The organism is Candidatus Zixiibacteriota bacterium (genome assembly GCA_019038695.1).
In the GTDB taxonomy this organism is placed as follows: domain Bacteria; phylum Zixibacteria; class MSB-5A5; order GN15; family FEB-12; genus B120-G9.
Genome location: JAHOYZ010000010.1, coordinates 216597 through 237222, shown reverse-complemented (window position 1 = coordinate 237222; position 20626 = coordinate 216597). Strand labels below are relative to the sequence as shown.

13 protein-coding genes and 1 tRNA gene are annotated in these 20626 nt (G+C 51.5%); 4 read left to right on the top strand and 10 right to left on the bottom strand.

Going from position 1 to position 20626, the window contains the following annotated elements:
- Positions 1 to 31 precede the first annotated feature (31 nt).
- From amrB to pruA, 4 genes are all read left to right on the top strand, one after another.
- A complete protein-coding gene (gene amrB / locus KOO62_05005; GenBank protein MBU8933347.1) occupies positions 32 to 1468 on the top strand; it encodes an AmmeMemoRadiSam system protein B in 1437 nt (478 codons plus the stop codon).
- A gap of 154 nt (positions 1469 to 1622) precedes the next feature.
- A tRNA-Glu gene (locus KOO62_05000) sits at positions 1623 to 1698 on the top strand.
- A 252-nt stretch (positions 1699 to 1950) separates the two neighbouring features.
- Positions 1951 to 2928, top strand: a complete 978-nt coding sequence (locus tag KOO62_04995; protein MBU8933346.1) for a hypothetical protein — start codon at positions 1951 to 1953, stop codon at positions 2926 to 2928.
- A 268-nt stretch (positions 2929 to 3196) separates the two neighbouring features.
- Positions 3197 to 4810 (top strand): L-glutamate gamma-semialdehyde dehydrogenase, encoded by a 1614-nt coding sequence (gene pruA / locus KOO62_04990; GenBank protein MBU8933345.1) that lies wholly within the window; start codon positions 3197 to 3199, stop codon positions 4808 to 4810.
- Positions 4811 to 4906: 96 nt separating this feature from the next.
- On the opposite strand, the gene KOO62_04985 is transcribed toward pruA, so the two are convergent.
- From KOO62_04985 to KOO62_04940, 10 genes are all read right to left on the bottom strand, one after another.
- A complete protein-coding gene (locus tag KOO62_04985; GenBank protein MBU8933344.1) occupies positions 4907 to 6277 on the bottom strand; it encodes an MmgE/PrpD family protein in 1371 nt (456 codons plus the stop codon).
- Between the two features lie 103 nt (positions 6278 to 6380).
- The gene (locus tag KOO62_04980) at positions 6381 to 7187 is read right to left on the bottom strand and encodes a hypothetical protein (protein ID MBU8933343.1); all 807 of its coding nucleotides are present in this window, start codon (positions 7185 to 7187) and stop codon (positions 6381 to 6383) included.
- Positions 7188 to 7283: 96 nt separating this feature from the next.
- The gene (gene lysF, locus KOO62_04975; GenBank protein ID MBU8933342.1) at positions 7284 to 9257 is read right to left on the bottom strand and encodes a homoaconitase; all 1974 of its coding nucleotides are present in this window, start codon (positions 9255 to 9257) and stop codon (positions 7284 to 7286) included.
- Between the two features lie 56 nt (positions 9258 to 9313).
- The gene (locus KOO62_04970) at positions 9314 to 9979 is read right to left on the bottom strand and encodes a hypothetical protein (protein ID MBU8933341.1); all 666 of its coding nucleotides are present in this window, start codon (positions 9977 to 9979) and stop codon (positions 9314 to 9316) included.
- A 10-nt stretch (positions 9980 to 9989) separates the two neighbouring features.
- Complete coding sequence (locus KOO62_04965; GenBank protein MBU8933340.1) at positions 9990 to 10523, bottom strand: hypothetical protein; 534 nt, start codon at positions 10521 to 10523, stop codon at positions 9990 to 9992.
- Between the two features lie 153 nt (positions 10524 to 10676).
- Positions 10677 to 11882, bottom strand: a complete 1206-nt coding sequence (locus tag KOO62_04960) for a hypothetical protein (GenBank protein MBU8933339.1) — start codon at positions 11880 to 11882, stop codon at positions 10677 to 10679.
- Positions 11883 to 11971: 89 nt separating this feature from the next.
- Positions 11972 to 12349, bottom strand: a complete 378-nt coding sequence (locus KOO62_04955; GenBank protein ID MBU8933338.1) for a cupin domain-containing protein — start codon at positions 12347 to 12349, stop codon at positions 11972 to 11974.
- Positions 12350 to 12526: 177 nt separating this feature from the next.
- A complete protein-coding gene (locus tag KOO62_04950) occupies positions 12527 to 14782 on the bottom strand; it encodes a protein kinase (protein MBU8933337.1) in 2256 nt (751 codons plus the stop codon).
- Complete coding sequence (locus tag KOO62_04945; protein MBU8933336.1) at positions 14772 to 18329, bottom strand: protein kinase; 3558 nt, start codon at positions 18327 to 18329, stop codon at positions 14772 to 14774. The genes KOO62_04950 and KOO62_04945 overlap by 11 nt, the downstream gene beginning before the upstream one ends.
- Positions 18322 to 20625, bottom strand: a complete 2304-nt coding sequence (locus tag KOO62_04940) for a protein kinase (protein ID MBU8933335.1) — start codon at positions 20623 to 20625, stop codon at positions 18322 to 18324. The genes KOO62_04945 and KOO62_04940 overlap by 8 nt, the downstream gene beginning before the upstream one ends.
- Position 20626: the final 1 nt, after the last annotated feature.

Below are 20626 nucleotides of genomic sequence, written 5' to 3'. Positions count from 1 at the left end.
GTTGAGTGTATCCAGAGGACAAAGAAAAAACATGAGTGACAGTCGATTCGATATCAGACCCCCCGCCTGGGCGGGAAAGTTCTACCCCAAATCTCCGGGTGAGCTTACAAAAACAATAGCCACCATGTTCTCGGAAACAAAGAAAGCTCCCGTCCAGGGACACCCCCGGGCGCTTATCGTTCCCCACGCCGGGTATATCTATTCCGGTAACACTGCCGCCCACGCCTACAAAATGCTTGAGGGTGAGCAGTTCGACACCGTCGTTATCATATCCCCTTCGCACTATGTGTTTTTCCGTGGTTCATCGGTATATGACGGCGGCGGCTACCGAACTCCGCTGGGCGAGATCGCTACCGACTTTGAATTGTCGGCCCGAATTGCCGACATCAACCCCTCAGTCTATCTCTCCAACCAGGGGCACGCCAGTGGCAGTACGCGCGGTGAGCACGCCCTGGAAGTTCAGTTACCGTTTCTTCAGGTAGTGTTAGGCCAATTCAAACTGGTCGCAATTGTTATGGGTGAACAGGAAGGGGACAACATCCGCGGCCTCGGCGAAACGCTGGCGTCGGCTCTGAAAGGCACCAACAGCCTCATAGTTGCATCCAGCGATCTGTCCCACCAGCATCCCGTGAAAATCGCCAACCGGATGGATGGTACGGTGCGGACAGCTATTGAAAAATATGACCCACAGATGCTGATAGATACTCTCGAATCCGGTCGCGGAGAAGCCTGTGGCGGGGGGCCGATGGCCGCCGCAATGATAGCCGCCAAACGACTGGGAGCCGGTACAATGCAGTTCCTGCATTATACTACCTCGGGCGAGACAACCGGTGATTTTGATGATGTCGTTGGATATCTATCAGCCGTGATGGTGGCGGAAAAGAAAGCCGTATCGACCTCGCCTACGATGGGTGCCATGCCAGCCCGAATGAAAAAACCCGGACTCACTGACGAAGACAGGCAATGCCTGCTGAAGATTGCCAAAGATGCTATCGCCTCTCACCTGTCTGGAAGGGAGTACGAACCGACCCCATACGAATCTTTGCAGGACAACAAGGGTGCTTTTGTTACGATCACTCTCAATGGTAAACTGCGAGGGTGTATTGGCCAGATCCGGGCAGTACAGCCACTCTATAAGACTATCTCCGGGATGGCTGTGGCGGCGGCATTTGAGGATCCCCGATTCCCAAAACTAACACCGGTCGAATTTCTGGACGCAAAAATCGAGATTTCGGTTTTGTCACACCTTGAGCGAGTACATGATTTCGGCGAGATTAAGGTCGGACGGGATGGACTTTTGGTGAAGCTCGAACTGCACACCGGATTACTTCTCCCGCAAGTAGCTACCGAAAATGGTTGGGGCGTAACTGAATTTCTTCAGCAAACCTGCCTGAAAGCGGGCCTGCCCATGAACAGCTACAAGAAGGACGACGTCGAAATATATCGTTTCAGCGCCGAAGTATTCTAATCTGTAGTCGGTGCATCATAACGACATATTCTCAGGCCAGATAGCCAACCGGAGTTATTCTGGGATTAAGATTGGAGATGGCTTGACCTGTTGTGTTTATCTTCTTGACAGATCAGCCGAAAAGGGTATAATATGTGCCGCCACGAGATTATGTGACCCCATCGTCTAGTGGCCTAGGACGACGCCCTTTCACGGCGTAAACACGGGTTCGATTCCCGTTGGGGTCACCATTTTTTGTCACTTTCTACTGATCTCCATTTGATGAAATGTCATTGTCCAACATTAACATAGATCATGGTCTATTCGTTAGGTGTGTTGCTGATGAGATTATCAGTGAGCTCGCCTGTCAAGTCCGGCCGGATGATGCCGATAATTTGTGTAGTTGCAGAAAGCCACGGTCGGAGGTGATAACACTCATCAGTACCCGACGTGGCCCGACTGGTTGTCTAAATATATGGGGGCTGGAGAGTTGAAAGAGACCAATGCCTCTCAATAGCCCCGATTTCCTCGCCATCGGTCTTGATTCAATTACGGCAGATTCGGTTTGCAAATTTGACCTGTACCAAGAAATGGCTGATTCTCTCAGGTTATTTCGACGTAGTAACGTCAGCATAGCCCAGAAAGACCTCGATAACCTCAAGACCAAGGGGCAAGAAACACTCTATGTGCCGGCATCGCAGAAGGGCAAGCTTCAGGAATTCATGATAAGGAGATTACCCTACTTACTTCGGGACGAATCAGTGTCGGTTGAAACCAAGCTTGAGAGTCTGACCGAGATATCAGTAGGTGTTCTGGATCAGGTTCTTACTGATCCCCGATCAGAAGCTGCGATACGAGGAACTGTTGATCAATGTCGTAACCACGTCGCCCTGGCTGTTCAGGGTGACCAGACCCAACGGGTCATGACTAGTAGCCGACCTACAACTACATTCCCAATAGCTCACGCCATCAACGTAGGCAACCTTGCGATACTGCTGGGCCTTCGTTGTGGCATTGAGGACGGTGATTTGCTGCATGGACTGGGTGTAGGTGCTCTCCTGCATGAGATCGGAAAGAGGATCATTGACCCCAACTACTATTTCCGGGCTGACAACAAAACGCATGTTTCGAACTCACGCCTGAAGAGATACCCGGTCATTGGAACTGATATGCTTAAGAGTGTTGAAGTTGTACCTCGAAGTGCTCTGTTTCCCATTCTCGAACATCAGGAACGGCTGGACGGCTCCGGTTTCCCCCACGAATTGAGGGCATCCCAGATCAGCAAGGCGGGGCGTATAGTGGCTATCTGTGATCATTATGATGAGACTCTTCATTCCAGTGACGGGTTTATGGTGAAGCCAACCCCTTTCCAGGTTTTGATGAAAATGAGAGAAGATACCGGCAAATTCGACCGACGCATCCTGGTGGAGTTCATCCACCTCCTCGGTTCTGGACTGGCTCTCGAAAAAACCCAAGTCTGAATTAGGCTGCATTCGGGTTGCATGAGGTCCCGACCGAGTTCATTTATCGATCAAATATTCGTATTCTTGCCCAGGGAATCACTCCGAAATAAGTTGCCTTAGTCTTGCCCAAAGCTCGCTTTCTCTTTATCATGCAATCCCGGTCAGGGCTCTTTGTCTTGGCGGGATGAACCGGTCTCTCATAAGGCAGTACTTTGCCTGAGCCTGGTTGACATATTGTTGTGTAAGCGATGTGATGAAAATAGATATGTAAGGAGGATTTCCAGAAATGTACCGAGTCCCTATTCCGAAGAACGAACCGATTCTTGACTACGCTCCCGGTTCAGCCGAGCGCGCCGGTGTTGAGAAAGTTCTGGCGGAGCTGAAAGCCAACCCGATCGATATCCCAATGGTAATCGACGGGAAGGAAGTCACCACCGGCAACAGAATCAAGATCACCGCTCCTCACGATCACAAATTGGTCCTGGGATACTACCACCAGGGCGGCGAGACGGAAGTTAAGATGGCCGTCAAAACAGCACTGGAGGCTCAGAAGACATGGGCGTTTATGCCCTGGGAACAACGCGCCGCTGTGTTTCTAAAAGCCGCTGATTTGCTGGCTGGCCCCTATCGTTATGTGATCAACGCGGCCACAATGCTGGCTCATTCAAAGACAATCTATCAGGCGGAGATCGATGCCGTTTGTGAACTGGCCGATTTCTTCAGGTTCAATTGTCACTACGGACAACAGATAGCGGACATCCAGCCCCAGAGTGCTCCCCTGATCTGGGACCGCATGGATCACCGTCCGCTGGAAGGTTTTGTGTTTTCGGTGACGCCGTTTAACTTCGTTTCCATCAACGGTAATCTGCCGACGGCTCCGGCCATCATGGGTAACGTATCCGTCTGGAAACCAGCCTCTACCGCAGTTTACACTTCGCATTTTCTGATGAAGATACTCCGCGAAGCTGGTCTTCCCGATGGCGTAGTCAATATGATCTTCGCTCGCGGGGCGGCAATTGGTGAAGCAGTCTTGCGTAACGAAAATCTGGCAGGCATCCATTTCACTGGTTCAACCGGTGTGTTCCAGATGATGTGGAAAACGGTCGGTGAAAACATAGCCAAGTACAAAGCGTACCCGCGCATCGTCGGTGAGACGGGCGGCAAGGATTTCATCGTAGCCCACAACTCTGCCAATGTTGACATGCTGGTAACTGCCATTACACGTGGCTCATTCGAGTTCCAGGGTCAGAAATGTTCGGCCTCGTCGCGCTGCTATCTGCCCAAATCGCTCTGGCCGGAGATCAAAAAGAAACTCGTAGCCCAGGTTAATTCGATCAAGATGGGCGACCCTGAAAACTTTACGAATTTCTTCAATGCCATTATAGATGAGTCTGCTTATCGCTCAATTGTTGAGTATGTCGATTACGCTAAAGATCACAAAGACGCCGAGATTCTGTGTGGTGGAAAGTACGACGATTCCAAAGGCTGGTTCATTGACCCAACTGTCGTAGTGACCACCGATCCGCATTTCAAGTTGATGGAAGAGGAAATCTTTGGTCCGGTAGTGACAATTTATGTCTACGATGATGAGAAATTCGCTGAGACGTTGCACACTTGCGACAAGACATCGCCGTATGCACTGACCGGCGCTATCTTCGCCGTCGATCGCAAAGCGGTTGCATTGGCCGAGCGGACACTGCGTCATGCGGCCGGCAACTTCTATATCAATGACAAACCTACCGGTGCCGTAGTAGGGCAACAGCCATTTGGCGGCGGTCGTGCCTCAGGTACTAACGACAAAGCGGGTGGTATTCAGAATATGCTGCGGTGGACCTCACCTCGGAGCGTGAAAGAAACCTTTGTGGCACCGAAAGACTACAAATACCCGTTCATGGGGTGAGCTTATTAGCCCCCAGGGATATTCGTAAAAAGAATAAGGCCGTCGGATATGAAAATCCGGCGGCCTTTTCTGTTGGCTCAACTTATTTACTCTAACTCACACCACCAGCTTCGCCATGAACTCGCGGCAGGAAATTTTCTCGCAGGAGAAAATCATCTCCTCGACACTTTTCTGACGCGCTTCATCAAGCAAACCAGCAGCATTGCCACCAAACTTGGACCTCAGGTCGTCAATAGTCATCGGCTCCCGCGGATCACCTTTCGGATACTCAAGATACTCCGAGTATTCTTTGCCGTCCTTGGTTTTCACAACCACTTTCGAGGGCTGCTTCTCGGGGAACATCTTCTCAAACTCGTCCGATGCCACTCCCTTGATCTTGTCAATCACTTCCCAGATAGCCTTGTCTTTGAGCTTTTCCTCGGAGAACGACTGGACCGAAATCTTATGATCCACCAGCGCCACAGCAATACAGTACGGCAAAGAATGGTCGGCTGTTTCGCGCGATTCCGGACGATATTTGTGGGAATCAAACAGGATATCACAGGCCCGGGCAATAGTCGTCACTGTAACACTTTCGATCTGGTCAGACGTGATTTTGTTAGGAACGACATTCTTGAGCGTGGCAGAGATATGCGTATGCGTCAACGCCTCGGTCGGGAACGCCTTCATGCTGCACTGCATAATTCTATACGAATCGCCCAACCCTCCTAAAAGAGCCTTCGGCGCCCAGGCATCTCCGAAACAATCCATCAACCCCTCTTTGCCCTCGAACACGGCTACGGTGCCGGTATAACCTTTTTGCGCCATCAGCGCCGCAAAAACGCCGCTCTGGACCGCCATCGGATCGACTGTGTTTTTCATCATCGTCAACGCGCCCGCAGTCGGACATCCGATAGTGTGATTGTGGGAACCACTGATGCCTATGGCATTGACCATCTGTTCGACAGTCAAACCAAGCAATTTGCCGGCTACGATGGGCGAGACAAACTGGGTCAATGTGGCGTGATGCCATTTGCGTTCGCGGACACCCGGTTTGCCAAACTCGCACAACCGTTGTTCAAACTCATAGGCCAGCACGATAGCGACAATGATATCTTTCATCGACGCATCGACCAACTCACCGACCGACAGCGCGGCCGGTATAAGGTCGGACGGATGCGAGGGGTCTTCTTTCCAATAGATGTCGTTGAAATCGAGAGCGCGGATCATTAACGAGTTGACCAGCGTAGCATTGACAGCCGGCATTTTGTCGCCGAATCCGAGCAAAGTAGCCTCTTCGGTGCCGCCCATGCCTGTGTAAATGCCGCGGAGGATATTCACATCCTTGGTGTGGTAGCCGCCGTAGGAGCAGCCAATGGAGTCGTAGAGATAGCGTTTGACTTCGTTGACGACTTCAGCTGGAAGGTCTTCGTATTTGAGTCCGACAGCGAACTCAGCGATTCGTTGGGAGATAGGTTTTTCGGTCATTGGTTTCGCCTTATGTGTTTTGCTATTTGTGTTATCGTATTCTCTCTATATGTCACTCCTGTAGGGCAGGAGCACTAAGGGCTCCTGCCCTACGAGTCCTTTATCAGTAGTCAATACCATATGCTTTCGCAACTCGCTCGCGAGCATCGCGGCCAGGAATATGCTTAAGGCCAAACTTCTTGGACATCAGAATCATGAAGTACAGTCCAAGCCAATAGAAGTAGTCCATGTCGGTCTCTATCTCCTTAATGGTGATCGAAAAATCGAGTTGATGGATCACTGCATGGCGCTTCCTGTCAATGCCATCAATCGTATTCTGGGAGTACTTGTACTTTCCCGTGTTGAAGTCAGCTTGTGCTGGTGCGCAAATTGTACTCAGCAGACTTGTCTTTTTTCGCAGAGATTCCTTCTTCTGCTTGCAGACATAATCACGGGTACATTCAGACAGAATACGATCAATACCTTTATCAACCACCTCGCCCACCTTCACTTGTTTCTTCGCAATGATCCTCTCGAAGACCGTCTGATCGACCTCAGAAGCTAGAGACAGAAAGGCATCAACTAGCGCCTCCAACGCTGAGTGAGCGTAGACGAGCGCAGCACTGGCCGTCGCCTGCTGAGATGTTTCCATAGCACCTGCGACGGCTTTATCAAGCAAGATCTTGGCTTCACCAGACTTAAAGAATTCCTTGGCGTCTACCAGCAGATGTGCAAGCGGTCCTCCCGGTCGCATTTCTTCAAAAGTGCCTGACAGACTCTTCCTGTATTGGTCCCCCCCGTGTATGATACCTGAGGAAACGACCGTGAGGAATAGTCTAGCCATCCCTGCCTGAGCCATGAAATTTTCAAAAATATCTGAGAACTTAAAGCCCTCAATAGTAGGTGTAAAAGGTGGCTTATCTTTGCCCATAGACTACTTCACAAAGTATGATGTCCATTCGATCTCCCTAGATTCCTGCTTTCGCAGGAATGACAGACATTGTTTGTCCCTTCCTAATAACTCTTTCTACAACCTCGCCTTCACCCAATTCTCCAAACCATCCGTGACGACCAATTCCTGAGCCGCTGCCCCCAACGGAGCTATCTTATACACTTTGTCTCCAACTGTTATCTTTGCCTTAGCGAAATCTACTGTCATGGTCAACTCAGTGACCACTGTCAGCTTGTCGGTTCCATAGGTCGAACGAAGTTCGTTTACCAGTTCCGGACATTCAATCACCAGGAAACCATTGTTGATCGCGTTGCGCTTATAGGTCTGGGAAAACGATCCGGCAATCACCATGCTGATACCGCGATACTTGAACGCCGTCGCGGCCTGTTCGCGTGAGGAACCCGATCCAAATGTAAACCCGCCAACTACGATATCACCTTTATCTACCAGCTTCGTAAACTCAGGATCGTAGTTTTCCATCACGACCCCGGCCTGCTGTTCGGGCGTGAAATCATCGATGTAAGTATACTTGCCGGGATAGATACCATCAGTGTTGAGATTATCCTGATGGCAGAAGATGATACGTCCGGTTATTCTCTCAGCGAAGCCATCGACGATTGAAACGGTGACATCATCACTTGTTTCTACAGGCGCGTTCTCTTTATAGGAGCGAATCGCTTCGACCTGTTCAAACTCGGTTGGTCCGGTTATAAACCCGGCGACAGCTGACGCCGCCACTACAGCGGGTGAGGCCAGAAATGCTTTGGCGCTTGGTGCGCCCATTCGGCCTTTGAAATTGCGATTTGTGGCTGAAATGCCGACTTCGTCTTCGCCCAGGAGACCAACACCCAATCCTATACAAGGTCCGCACCCCGGTGCGAGAGGAATAGCGCCCGCTTCCAAAAGATCATTCCATGACCCGTCAGCTTCAGCGTCGGCCTGTACTTCATTGGATGCAGCAGCCACATAGAACTCAACTCCATCGGCCACCTTCTTGCCTTTCACGACTCTGGCAGCTTCGGCAATATCATTGCGGCGACTGTTTACACACGAAACCAGATACGCTTTGTGGATTGTCATTTTCTGCTTGGCCATCTCAGCCACCGAGGACATCGTCTTGACGTTGTCCGGTCCTGCCACGTGAGGTGTAACCGTAGACAAATCAAGCGTGACCACTCGGGCGTACACAGCGCTTTCATCTGCAGCGAGGTTCTCGCCCTGTAGTTGGCTCAGACGCTGCCTGTTCAAACGAGGATGGGTGGTTCCACCACCATCGACATCGGATGGCACTCCCGCCAAACCGCGCCGCGCCACTACATCTATACGACGCTTCAACCAATCAATGGCTATGCCATCTATCGGGAACAACCCCACCAACGCGCCCCATTCGGTGGTCATATTCGCAATAGCCAGTCGCTCGTCAACAGATAGAGAAGACACTCCTTGTCCGGCGAACTCGACGGCATGGTTGAGTACTTCGTTATTGTTGAACAAACCGCACAACGTAATGATCACATCTTTGCCCGTCACGCCCGGTTTGAGTTTGCCCGTCAGGGTGCATCGAGCTACCGGCGGCACCTGCCACCAGGTTCGACTGGTTGCCCAGATAGCGGCGGCATCGGTGCGTACAACCGGTGTACCCAGACAACCCAGCCCGCCATACATGTTGGCATGGGAGTCGGATGCGACCACCATTGTGCCCGGAAAGGCGTAACCCTCCTCGCACATAATCTGATGGCCGATACCTCGTCCGGCCGGGTAGAAATCGACGTCCATTTCCTTGGCGAAGGCTTCGATCCGGACATACTTGGCCAGGTTGGCTTCGCTCGTATCCTGAACGTTGTGATCCAGCGCGTAGACTGGTTGGCGCGGATTGGCTATCTTTGTCGCACCAATAGCTTTGAATTTCGGCATAACTGCGCCGGTGTTGTCGTGGGTAAGGATATGGGCCGGACGAATGGAAACATAGTCTCCCGCCCGGACAATGTACCCCTCAGGCAGATCAAGGGCGAAGCGCTGGGTGATTTTTTCAACCAGGTTTTGTGTCATAAGTGTGTCTCGTATGTTTGGTGCACTCTTCGAACATATCGGCTAGTCCGTCGCAGCTATGGGCTTTCGATGAATCTTAGAAGTTCGGTCCCGAGAGGCTGTATCCAGTTATGCAACTCTTCCGCGCCGCCTGATGTCATCATCGTGTTCAGTCCGCCTGCCCTCGCCATTCCAAGTCGATTCAACTCTGCTAAGAGTTCGGGAATGTATTGGTGGATACCGGAGTCAAGACGCCTTCTCAGAGTGTCACCGGGTGATCCACCCCACCCGGGTGGATTGGGATCAGGTGGATAATTCAATGCCTTGAGCAGCATGATGCCACGGGGGCTCACCTGCTCAATTAGCCTAAGCATCTTCATCTTATCATCATATTGCCCCTGAGGTAAAGAAATGTCGTGATACAAGAACGACTGATACAGTTTCCTCTTCTCTTCGTTTCGCTCTTCGGAAACCCGCCTAAGCGTTTGTTCAAGCAGTTCATCGAACTCTTCCGTTTTAACGTAATTCTCAGTCACATCGGATTGGTGCCTATCTAGCCGAGTTGCCAAGTTCCGGAGACATCCGTCTACGCGCTCGAATCGCCTTTTGACCAACTGACCCGAAAGGATGTTACTTAGCGGTCCACCAAGGTAAGGTACGGCGCTAGAAATCAAGGAAAGCAACTCAATGACCTTTGAGCTGTCATCATTGGTTGGAACAAGTCCCTCTATACCCTCACTCATATCAGTTCCCCTACTTTACCAAATCAAAATCAATGAAATCACAGTGGTGGAAAATGATGCTCTCCGGTAGACGTTTCTCGCCGGCTCCTTCTTTTGAGTGAGTCGCGATGACGTGCATTACTTCCGAGGGCATATCGTGCTTAAAAGCCAGTCCGACACCACTGAACGGATGACGGATATGTTTGCCATAGTCGGATTTGACCGGCTTGCCGTCAACGATCTCGAACTCCATCAGTTTGCCGACATCGGCGACCAATGCTCCGGCTATGAGATAATCACGGTTCACTTTAGTGCGGCGATCTTCGTGGACATTGATTAAAACATCGTCACAAGCCATACACATACGGCACACAGCCCGGACATGGTCAATGAATGTAATCTCTACATTTTCTGCCAACAGCGTAAACGGCATGCTGCGCAGCAATTCTTCGGACCAGCCACGAAACTCAATGGCGTCTGTCCAGCAGGCGATTACTTTGTCCCGCAGGTTCTGATCCTTGATTTCTTTAACCTCGGGCAGGAGGTTGACAACCAGTTCTTTCATCTTGTATCACTCCGATAAATTCGCCGCCTGAGAAGGCGGATAATTTGCTTATTTGGGCGGAATTATAACTAACAGGTTTTGAAAACGCTATAGGTTTCGGTATGGGATGGATGGTCTATCTGCGGGCGTGGGATTATCGGTCTACACCCCGAATCAATCGTCGAAGTAGTCGGAAGATACAGAATCAGTCGTCACAGGCAATGAGTCTGGATCGATCGGGTAGTCGTCCATGAAGTACTCATCGTCATAGTATTCCTCATCATCCTCCAACCACGGCAGGAGCATAGGCTGAATGATGACTGAAATTGTCTGGTCATCGCGGACTACCCTAAGCGTCGCACCGCCGTTGGAGTAAGTCTCGAATATCTTTTCGACCAGTGTCTTATGGCTTCGCACACGAACCGCATCAACCGTGCGAATACGGTCATCGGACCGCAGCCCACAGGCATAGCCAAGACGATAAATATCCATTGAATCCACTACCAGGAATCCCTGACTGTCTATGCTTACCGAAAAACCAAGGAGACCCTTGAGCGGCAGGCCTTCGACGAAGTGCTTCGGTGGTTCTGCTGTTGTTCGTTGGGGTAGTCTCGGCGGTCGGGTCAGGGCAACCAAATGTGAACCGTACGGCTCCTGTGTAATCCAGTCAGCCAGTGTCTGTTCGGGGGTAAGAATCCATTGCTGCAGGAAATGGCGTTTGAGAATCTCCCGACCCGGAGCCTGGCGTTGCCACCAGTTAGACTGGAAGGCATCAAAGGTCGAATCCATGCCCAGTACATTCTCGCAGGTGGCCAGAGCCAATAGCAGGGCCAGGTTGTCCCGCCGGTAAGGACCGGGCCGCATAAGGGGATGGCCGGCAATACCCATGGTAACATTGAAACGGGGCTGAACCGTCTGGGCCAGAATGCGCTTGGCCAGTTGGTAAACAAGATTGAGCTTAAGGCGCCGGTCGGTGGGCACCGCCTCAATTAATGCGCCGGTCATGATTCCGCCGAGGGGAATGATAAGCGGCTCCGATGAACCCATTGACGGAAAATACCGTACGAGGTGAATGTCGATGTCACTTTCCTGCCACTCGACACCGGACAACTCGCAGAGGATATGCAGGATTGTGTCTCCCTGAATCTCCCAGAAGGCAGTAATGGCGCTATCGTTCTGCCGTACCCAACGCATGTCTCGCACCGCCGAGTGTTCGTGGTACCATTGCGGGTACAGGTCACTTTGAAGCGACACGGACCTGTCATTGATTAACACGCTGGGGACATAGTGGGTGTAGGAAAACATAGAGTAGAACGTTTCCTGGGCCACAGCACCGGTTGCCAGCATAATAACAATAAGGATCAGAAGAGCACGTTTCATACGAGGCAAGTAAACTGTCGATTACGATTGATGCAAGGCAAAAACCGCCACAGGTAAGCCTGTCTTCTTGAACAGGTAACGAGGTTCTGCTATTCCGGGGGAACGTCCAACTGCACAACCGCCACCAGCACGTCGGTCAGTCCCAGCACACGGCTCCGGTGCCCCCGGCCGAAAGTGTCTTCTAATAGGATCACGCTACCGGGTCCAAAACGACGGATTTCTCCATCGCTGGTTTCGGCTTCAACTTCGCCCGACAAGTATATCATTAGATGGCGCTCCGGCGCGGGATGCCAGTCCCCAACCCAGCCGGCCGGCCCTCTCAGATAACGGTACCGCTGGGCCGGGGTCGGTTGAGAGACACCCAATGGTGGGGCAGGGGGAGCGAAATCAATCGTATCGAAATTGACCTCAACATCCTCGAAGTGTGACTCCCCGTATTCGTCGGCATAGATTCTGGTGAATTTCATAACGCTTTGTTCGGCTCCAGTTCAGGATTGAGTCTGTAATGCGGCATCAAATGTCTCATTTACTCACCTTTATCAAACATCCGCTCAAATCCTTCAAAAACATTCTTGAGATTCTCGGGCCTCGGGAGTATGTCCTCAGATGCCTGGCGGAACCACCAGGGGGTTTCGCCCTACTTACTAAGTCAGCCCGATCCTTTTTATTAGGGCATCGATTCTCGGATCGGCTTCACGGTCAATAAAGGACGAGGATGCCGCCCAGCAGAGCCAGTAGTCATGAGTCTGTTCCGCCTTATCCAGCCAGGCGATGCCTTCCTCAAGGTCGTTCCTGACGAAGCTTATCCAGGCGAAGAACATAGGCGGGACATATAACTTTTGGGCCAATTGCACGAGTTCGTCATAGGACTTCTCTGCTTCGATCACATCTCCATTCAGATAGTAGCAACAGATGATCTGAGTGAGAGTAATCGGCGCTCCCCCGGACAACTCAAAGGCTCGTTTTGCCGATGCAATGGCTTCATCCATCCGGCCGATTTCCCGGAGGGCTACGCTCATGTGATAGTTGGGCTGCCAGTAATCCGGGTCTGTCTTGATGATTGCCTTCAGTTGGTCAATGGAATCCTGAACCTGTCCCGCGAACAGAGGTACGATTGCCGCCCACGTATTGACCATACTCGAAAGCGGATCAAGTTTCCGGGCGATGTCGGCTTCCTCGAGAGCCTGATCATAACGCTTCAGGACCATCAGAAAGAGAGAGTAGTTGGTGTGGATCAGAGCTACAGTTGGCGCAAGTTCCAGCGCTCGTTTGAAAGTCCTCTCAGCCTTATCCCAATCCCAGTCATGCGAAAAACTGGTCACTGCCTGCAAGTTGTAGGCATCGGCGATCGAATCATCAAGCTGTAAAGCCTTCTCAATCGCCGCGGTTGAGTTTGCGAAAGCCTCGTCAGGAGCCATCCCTCCCCAGAAGACCTGGCTCTGATACGCAATCGCCTTCCAGACGTAAGGCATAGCATAGTCAGGATCAAGCTCAATGGCGCGGTTCAGACATTCCAAACTTTTCTTCCAGCCTTCTGCCGTAAACTGATACAGGTGATGGCGACCCTTGAGGAACAGGCTGTAAGCCTCAAGGTTATCAGTATGTTTCCGAACCACCGGCTCGCCGGATTTTCTTACTAGCTTGACTCTCATCTTATCTACGACGGCCTGGGCGATGTCATCCTGAATGGCAAAAACATCCTCCATCTCACGATCATACCGCTCGGACCAGATATGGGAGCCATCAGCCACCTTGACCAATTGTGTAGTGATACGCAGACGATTACCCGCCTTGCGTACACTGCCCTCAAGCAGGGTTTCGACGTCGAGCTTGCGGCCAATCTCGCGCACATCTTCCTGTTTTCCCTTGAAGGCAAACGCGGATGTGCGGGCTATTACCCGGAGATCGTCTATATGAGTCAAAGCATTGATTATCTCCTCGGCCATACCGTCGCAGAAATACTCTTGCTCCGGGTCGGCACTCAGGTTCACAAAAGGAAGTACGGCGATGGATGGTTTGGGCGCCGTTGCAACGACATGGGCTTTTGTACCTCGAGCAATTCTCTTGAGATCACTGATTAGACCAGCCGCGGTCTGGTAGCGAATGGCCGGATCACGCTCCAGTGCTTTGTCTATAATTGCCTGCAGAGCATCGGTTGCATCAGATCGGTATCGGGCAAGTTGAGGCGGTGTGATGTGAGTTATGGCATGCAGTGTGGCGGCTTCATTGTCACTCTCAAAAGGACCATGTCCCGTTATCATTTCGTAAAGAACGACACCAAATGAAAAAAGGTCACTGCGATGGTCGACTTCCTTTCCTTCCGCTTGCTCGGGCGACATGTATTGGACAGTGCCAATGGTCGAACCCGGCCGAGTCAAGGGGTCTTTACCTCGGACAACGGCGAGTCCAAAATCAAGCAGGCGTGGTCGACCTTTCGTATCCAGAACGATATTGGATGGCTTTATGTCGCGGTGCACAACTTCTTTTTCATGCGCCTCAGCAAGCCCTTCGCAAATCTGGATTGACAGATCAAAGATGCGCTTCAGGCTCAACTCTTCGGTCTTGATCATGTCTTTGAGCGACTGGCCTTCAATGTGTTCCATAGCAAAGAAAGGACGACCCTGAAAATCCGCCACTTCGTATATGTGTACTATATTCGTATGATTGAGCTTGGCGGCGGCTTGTGCCTCACGTTTGAAACGCTCACGACAATCGTCATCCTGGCACAGATGCGGAGGAAGGAACTTGAGGGCGACCTGCCGCTTAAGCTTGGTGTCTTCAGCCAGATACACCTCACCCATCCCACCGGCGCCGATCTTCTCGATTATCCGGTAGTGCGCCACCATCGTGCCCTTGGTTAGGATCACGTGGGTCTGGGTTCTGTCGTCGTCAGGTTCCATGTTTCAAACTCGCCAGCCGTTCTTTCGCATCTTCAACTGATTTCAGCCCTTCATCGGCGTTTTTCCAAATGTCCAAGAAGGTCTCGTATTGTTCGATTGCCTCGTCCGTGCGCCCCGCGCCCTCGTAAGCCTGACCGAGGTAGTAGACAGCCATTACCTGCTTAGTTCTAGCGCTATTGAGTCGATTCTCATCCCATGTTGCCAGGGCTCCCTCCAGTGCAGTGACAGCTTCATCATGTCGACCAGCCTGAAGGTAGTGGAAACCAAGATGTACTTGATTTTGAAAATCCGGTTCATCGTCTGTCAATTTTCGCACGATATCGACCGCCTCATCGAACTTTCCCGATGTCGCGAGAAGATCGGCGAGGGTGAGTCGATATAAGCCGTCGACGTCTCTGGACGTCGCTTTGGGGTCCTTCATTGCGTCTCGAAGCATCGCCAAGCCACTATCCGGCTCACCCATGTAGGTCAGGATCGTCGCTCTAAATGAGATCAATGACGCATCCTCCCTCAACCCACCTGACCCAAGTCTACCGACCAAAGCTTCTGCTTGCTCGATATACCGAAGAGTCTTGGCATGGTTACTAAGAAGACGGAGACTCTCATCGATGATGCTAATGTACTTCCAGAGCATCAGGTGGTGATCCCCAACTTCCTCGCTGTCGAGGCGGATGCCGTTCTCTGCCTGCGCGATCGCAGCACTGATCATACCCTGGCGAAGAAGCGGATCGAGGGCATAGTATCTGCATCTAGCCCGGCTCCAAGGCTCGGAGAGACTGCAACAGATAGTGAAGAAGCTATCGGCAGTTTGGAAATCGCCGAGCTGCGCGCTGATTTGCCCGAGCCGGATCAGCGACCAGGTGTCAGTCGGCAGGAGGTCGTGCAAGGTCCGGTAGCAGGCGCCGGCGCTGTCATACTCTCCTGCCATCACCAGGATATTGGCTTTCCGAAACTGGGCGAAGGTATAGCTTCTGTCAACATCAATGGCGTCGTTGATTGCTTGTATCGCCTCCTCAAACTGACCTGCATTGGCATACATGAGTGATATGCTGGTCAGTGTAAACAAATGCCTGGGGTTCAAATGCAGGGCCTTCTCCATATACGTGATAGCTTCGTCGTATCGGCGCAGACCATTTCCTATAGCCCAGCCATATGCCCGGAAAGTCTCGGGGTCGTATGGAGCCAGTTCCATAGCCAATCGACTCTGCTCGATCGACTCATCCATTCGCCCCTGCATGCGCAAGTTGTGGCCGTAGCCGGAGTGCGGTGCGGGTTGGGTTGAGTCGAGGGCAATAGCCCGCAAGAAACAATCCTCCCCTTCCTGGTACTTCCTTTGTGATTCAGAATAGAAACGGCCGAGCCGGTCGTACGGTTGCCAGTTGTCAGGGGCCACCTCTATAGCCTTGCGGTATGCGACTTCTGCTTCTTGTTTCTCATCGTACTGGTTCAGCACTTCCGCCCTGTAGGTGTGCGCCTGCCAGGTCTCGGCCGCATAATGCTCCAGAGAGTCAAGCGTTCGATAGACCATCATAGTATCGCCGAGAGCCACATAGCTCCATGCCATGGTGCTGTAGGCATGATATGAAGTGGGAGCCAGCTCCAATTGGCGCCTACAGAAATCAACCGCTTTGTCTAAGTCACCTTCTGTGTAGTAGTAGTGTGCCAGATTGCCGAGAACGGGAATAGAAACGGGATCGAGCTCATAGGCAGTATTTAAGTGGTGGAACTGCAATGCGGGATCACGGCCCATTCCGAGCAAAAATGTATAGTACCACATGTGTGCCCAGGAATAGCCCGGGTTGAGCTCCAGAGCCTTGAGATACGACTGTTCTGCTTTCTCAAGCAGACCGCGACGGCCGAGATAGCGCGCCCATGATGAGTGCGCCTCGGCCAAATGCGGCCCCAACTCGAGTGCCCTTCTTGCAGCGGAATCAGCCTTGGGGTAGGCAATTTTCTGAGTTACGTTGCCGTACCCAGGGCGCAACATCCAGGCGTCAGCTAAACCGCTCCAGGCCTGGGCATAGTTTTCGTCCAAGCTAATCGCCAACTCGAATTGCTCGATGGCCTTCACGAGGTTCTCGTCAGTTCGCTTACGCCAGAAGTGCCGACCCCGAACGTAAGCATTGTATGCTTCAATATCGTCAGTGCCGTGGCGAGAGGCGAAGGACTCTTTGCTGTCTACGAGGGTTGCCTCGAGTACTTTGGCGATTGCCCGCGAGATATCATCCTGAATAGCGAAGACAGACTTAAGTTCACGGTCGTATTTCTCGGTCCAAATATGGGCATCGTCTTCAACTCGAATCAACTGCGCCCGGACACGTATATCGTCACCGCTAATCTGGATGCGCCCCTCAAGAATATTCTCAACACCTAGTTCTTTGCCGATCTTCTTGAGATCAAGGTCGGTCCCCTTGAAGCGTAACATTGACTGCATGGAGGTGACCTTAAGACCTTTTATCGTGCCCAGCCGTCCGATGATTTCATCGGTCATACCTTCACAGAAATAGTCCTGCTCGGGATCGCCGCTGAGATTACGGAAAACCAGTACCGCAACAGAGTTGGTCCACCCCTCGGTCGTTTCTATGTCTGGATGCATGAATCGGTCAACCGTGAAGTACCCAGCCAGAATTACTACAACAGCCACCGCTGCCCACAGGCCAAGCTTGCTTTTCTTTGCCGGACCGGAGCCAACTTCGAGTCGCTTCAGATCCGCTACTATCCCATCAGCGTGCTGGTAACGAAGCGAGACATCTTTGGACAAGGCCTTGCCGACGATCTGCTGTAGTTCTCCGCTCACGCCGGATTTGTAACGAGAAAGAGGCTCAGCCTCTTCATGGACGATGTTGAAGTGAATCGCCGCCTCATACTCCCCCTCGAATGGCGTCCTCCCCGCAATCATCTCGTACAGGATGACACCCACTGAGAATAAGTCAGAGCGATGATCCGTCTTCTCTCCCTGTATCTGCTCCGGCGACATATAACCAAGCGTACCCATTGTCGAGCCGGTCTTGGTCAGCTTCTTCGCACCTGTTACAGTCGCCAGACCGAAATCAAGCAGGCGTGGCCTGTTCTCTTTGTCGATAATTATGTTTGCAGGTTTTATATCCCGATGAACCACGCCAGACTCATGTGCCTTGTGCAACCCCTCACATATCTGCATGGTCAGATTGATCGCTTCTGAGACTGTGAGTTTGCCCTCCTTGATTACTTCCCCAAGAGATTGACCCTCAATGTGTGCCATGGCAAAGAACGGCCGTCCTTTGAAGACACCGACCTCAAAGACCGGGACAATGTTGGGATGGTCGAGTTTGGCCGCTGCCTGAGCTTCACGTTTGAAACGTTCGCGACATTCTTCATCCTGACACAGGTGGGGAGATAGTAGCTTGAGGGCGACCTCGCGCTTGAGCTTGGTATCCTCCGCCAGGTACACCTCGCCCATCCCTCCTGCGCCGATCTTCTCGACAATCCGGTAGTGCGCTACCGTCGTGCCCTTGGTCAGCACAACGTGAGTCTGGGTCTTGTCGTTATCGAAGGATTCGCTATTCATCAGATACCTCAGGAAATTTATCCTGTATACCAATCCTGGACATCAGCGACACAAACCTTGGATCGTCCCTGACGCTATCAAAGAATGGTGTTGCACAGAATATTGGAAGCCAGTCATCTCGATCTTCAAAAGACCGTTCCAACCACTCAAAACCTTGTTCCGTATCCCCCAGAGCAATCCATATAGCCGCAATATCAAAAAAAGGAATGTGTCCGTTTTTCGCTTCCTCAATCAAATCCTTGAGGATTTCTCTCGCCTTCTCAACCTCGCCCATCAACGCCAAGGTCATTCCAATATAAGGTCTGATGACCAGAGGATCCTTCTCTCCAGGCATTTCTTTTTCCGAAAGTTTGAGACCAAGATTGAAATGCTCTATTGCCGCGGAGTAGTCTCCCTTCTCTATGAGAGCCCATCCAATGAGCATTTGATACGCAGGAAAATCCGGAGTTAGTTCAATGCCTTCGTGGCATACGTCTATTGCCTTGTCGCTTTGACCAGAGATGATAAATACAAATGCTTGTCCCATGATTATAGCCAATGATAACGGATCCAGCTCCCGCGCCAGTTTCAGATGCTCTCGTGATTGGTCCGTATGTCCACTGACCGCAAGGAAAAGACCGTACCAATGATGGGCAGTAGCATAACGCTGATTCAGTTCAATGGCTTTGAGGTACCCCGCCTCAGCCTCGGACCATTTCCACTGATTAAACCTTACCTGCGCCAGAGCGGTATGAGCCTCAGCAATAGTATTATCCAATTCAAGAGCTTTGAGTGCAGATTTCTCCGCCAGCATCAGATGCATTTTTCTCGTCAAATGGTCGTGATCTGCCAGTACAACATGAGCATCCGCATTACCTGCCCAGCCAAGAGCGAACTCTGGGTCGCATTGAAGAGCCTGTTCGAAATACTCAATCGCCTTGATGAGTTCTGGCTCCAGACGTTTGTTCCAGAAGAAACGCCCTCTCAGATATAGGCTATAAGCCTCAAGGTTGTCAGTCGGGCGTTTTACAAGCTCGCCGTGGCTATCACCAAGCAGTTTGACCTTCAATTCTCGCACAATGGCCAGGGATATCTCGTCCTGAACCTCAAATATATCTTCCAGATCACGGTCATACTTGTCGGACCAGAGATGATAACCGTCTGATATCTTGATGAGCTGACCGGTGATCCTGACTCGATTTCCAGCCTTTCGAACACTGCCTTCAAGTACATTATCAACGTTGAGTTTTTGCCCAATCTTACGAATATCTTCATTCTTGCCTTTAAAGGCAAAGCACGATGTCCTGGCAACAACACGTAGTCCTTCAACACGGGTCAAGGCGTTGATAATCTCTTCCGCCATACCATCACAAAAGTACTCCTGTTCAGGGTCGGCGCTGAGATTTGTGAAGGGCAGTACGGCAATGGATGGCGGAGTGACTTCGTTTCCTGAATAGGACACGGGATCCTTTGCGAGTCTCTTGAGATCACTTATCACTCCTACCGCACTTTGATATCGCAATGACTGGTCTTTCTCAAGCAGTTTCGAGACGATATCCTGAAGCTTACTCGACACTCCGCTTTTGTATCGTGAAAGCGGTTCTGGAGATTCGTTAATAACAGAATTCATGGTGACCGCTTCAGTGTCACCTTTGAATGGCAATCTACCGGCAATCATTTCATATAGAACGATACCCAGGGAAAACAGATCGGACCTTTGGTCTGTGTCTCTCCCCTGAACCTGTTCTGGCGACATGTAACCGACAGTGCCAAGTGTTGAGCCTGTTTTTGTGAGTAGGTCTGTATCCTTAATGGCTGCCAGGCCAAAATCAAGCAGGCGTGGCCTGTTCTCTTTGTCGATAATTATGTTTGCAGGTTTTATATCCCGATGAACTATGCCAGACTCATGCGCCTTGTGCAACCCCTCACATATCTGCATGGTCAGATTGACCGCATCTGAAACTGTGAGTTTGCCCTCTTTGATTACTTCCCTGAGAGATTGACCCTCAATAAGCGCCATGGCAAAGAACGGCCGTCCGTTGAACTCTCCTACCTCATGAATCGGGACTATGTTCGGATGATCTAGTTTGGCTGCGGCTTGTGCCTCACGCTTGAAACGCTCACGGCAATCGTCATCCTGACAGAGATGCGGGGGGAGGAACTTGAGGGCGACCTTGCGCTTGAGTTTGGTGTCCTCCGCCAGGTACACTTCGCCCATACCACCGGCGCCGATCTTCTCGACAATCCGGTAGTGTGACACCATCGTGCCCTTGGTCAGGATCACATGGGTCTGGGTCTTGTCGTCATCGCTATTCATG